General features: G+C 62.1%; 2 protein-coding genes. Both read right to left on the bottom strand.

The window, feature by feature from the left end; all coding sequences use genetic code 11:
* Positions 1-406: 406 nt before the first annotated feature.
* Complete coding sequence (locus ACOJVU_RS19605; protein ID WP_407689297.1) at positions 407-931, bottom strand: GNAT family N-acetyltransferase; 525 nt, start codon at positions 929-931, stop codon at positions 407-409.
* 3 nt (positions 932-934) lie between these two features.
* A complete protein-coding gene (locus tag ACOJVU_RS19610; protein ID WP_407689298.1) occupies positions 935-1,204 on the bottom strand; it encodes a DUF1778 domain-containing protein in 270 nt (89 codons plus the stop codon).
* Positions 1,205-1,532: the final 328 nt, after the last annotated feature.

Genomic DNA, 1,532 nt, shown 5'->3' on the forward strand with positions numbered 1-1,532 from the left:
CGCCTGAGCGGTCACCGGTCAACATTGACACACGGTGCGCGCCCCTCGACACGGTCGACTCCAACACCGAAGATCACGGCAAATTAGAAACCGCTGCCGAGCCTCTGACACGGCTCGACCGCAAAGGGGGTAGATCACCGACTTGCGAGTAACCTCATGTCGTTCGGTCATTTCGGCGTTGGTCGCTGGCGAAACTTGCTGGTAGGAGCAATGATCGAGTCAGGGGTGTTATTTGAGACATCTGAGGTGATCCGCATAAGTCGGCCCAATGCACGGGCGGGCGGCAACGCCGATCGACGCCTCGGAAGCCCGACGCAGCTACAGCTGGCATTGTGCGTACCGCCAACGTGTCGACATCGTTGTGCAAGGGCCTGGCGGGCTTCACGCCACTTGCGAAACCCGCCGTTCAGTCTGCTGTCGAGTCGTGCCAGCGCTCGCCGAGCGCCTTGGCCGCTGTGGACACCTTCATCACGAGGCGGCGCTCGCGGTGCCGGACGGGAACGAAGTGGTAGTGCTCGTAAAACGACTGAGCTTGGTCATCTATCGCATCAACGACGACAAGCCGCCCTCCGCCGATCTCCGACGCGGCAACGGCTTTCCCCAGTGCGTCTAGGAGTAGCTGCTCGCCGTACCCTTGGCCATGCAGCGCTGCATCGATGGCCAGACGGGCAATCAAATATCCGGGTATGCGGGTATAGCCCCCAGCCATCGACCCCGACACGCCGTCGTCTTTCCGCACGATTTCGGTGGGGCAGATGGCGAAATAGGCGCAGACCTTCGGCTCTCCGTGCGGGGTCCATACGTAAACGTGCGCTACTCTGCTGCTGTCCGCGCGGCGAGCCTGTTCGATCAGCCAGCTATTCAGTGACTCATTGCCGCAGTCGAACCCTTCCAGCGTGTGCGCGTCGTCGAGCCGCGCGGACTCGAACATTGCTCAACGCCGTTTGAACGCCGCAGGCTTGCGTGCGGCTGCCGCAAGTCGTGGTGCAGCGTCGGCAGCATCGAGCGAGGACATCAGCTTGTCGAACTGTTCGGGCTCCATCACCGTTAACAGCTCTTGGCGCAGGATGTCCTCGGCACGTTGGATCGCGGCTTTCCGGACGAACTCCGAGGTCTGCTCATGCACGACGTTGGCGGCTAGCTGGATGCGGTCCAGGGTTGCCTCCTCCGCGCGAAGTTCGAAGCGCTTCGCTTTGACTGCCACGACAACATCTCCTTAACTGATCAGCTGTAGTGTACGGTACCTGTACGTACGTCTCTAGGGCAAACGATACCGGCCGCGAGTCAGCGCCAGGAGCGGGTTGTCGTCGGACTCGCGCAGTCCCCAGGCCGCGATCCTCGTCGAGATTGATAACGCGCGACACGTCAACCGCGACGCTGAACGACCTGCGCGCGGTTCGGTGTTCGATGGCCATCCGTGCAGACCACCTGTGACCTGTAGAAACGCACCGCCGGGTGCCGGGAGGCAAGTCGGTTCCGGTCGTTCCTGCCACCGCCCAAGTGGGGGTAGATTCCCGACTTGCGACCAAGGT

This window comes from Mycobacterium sp. THU-M104 (genome assembly GCF_049197365.1).
Lineage (GTDB): Bacteria > Actinomycetota > Actinomycetes > Mycobacteriales > Mycobacteriaceae > Mycobacterium.

Excerpts from the sequence above, each read along its gene's own strand:
- ACOJVU_RS19605 (WP_407689297.1), bottom strand. The coding sequence starts at position 931 with ATGTTCGAGTCCGCGCGGCTCGACGACGCGCACACGCTGGAAGGGTTC.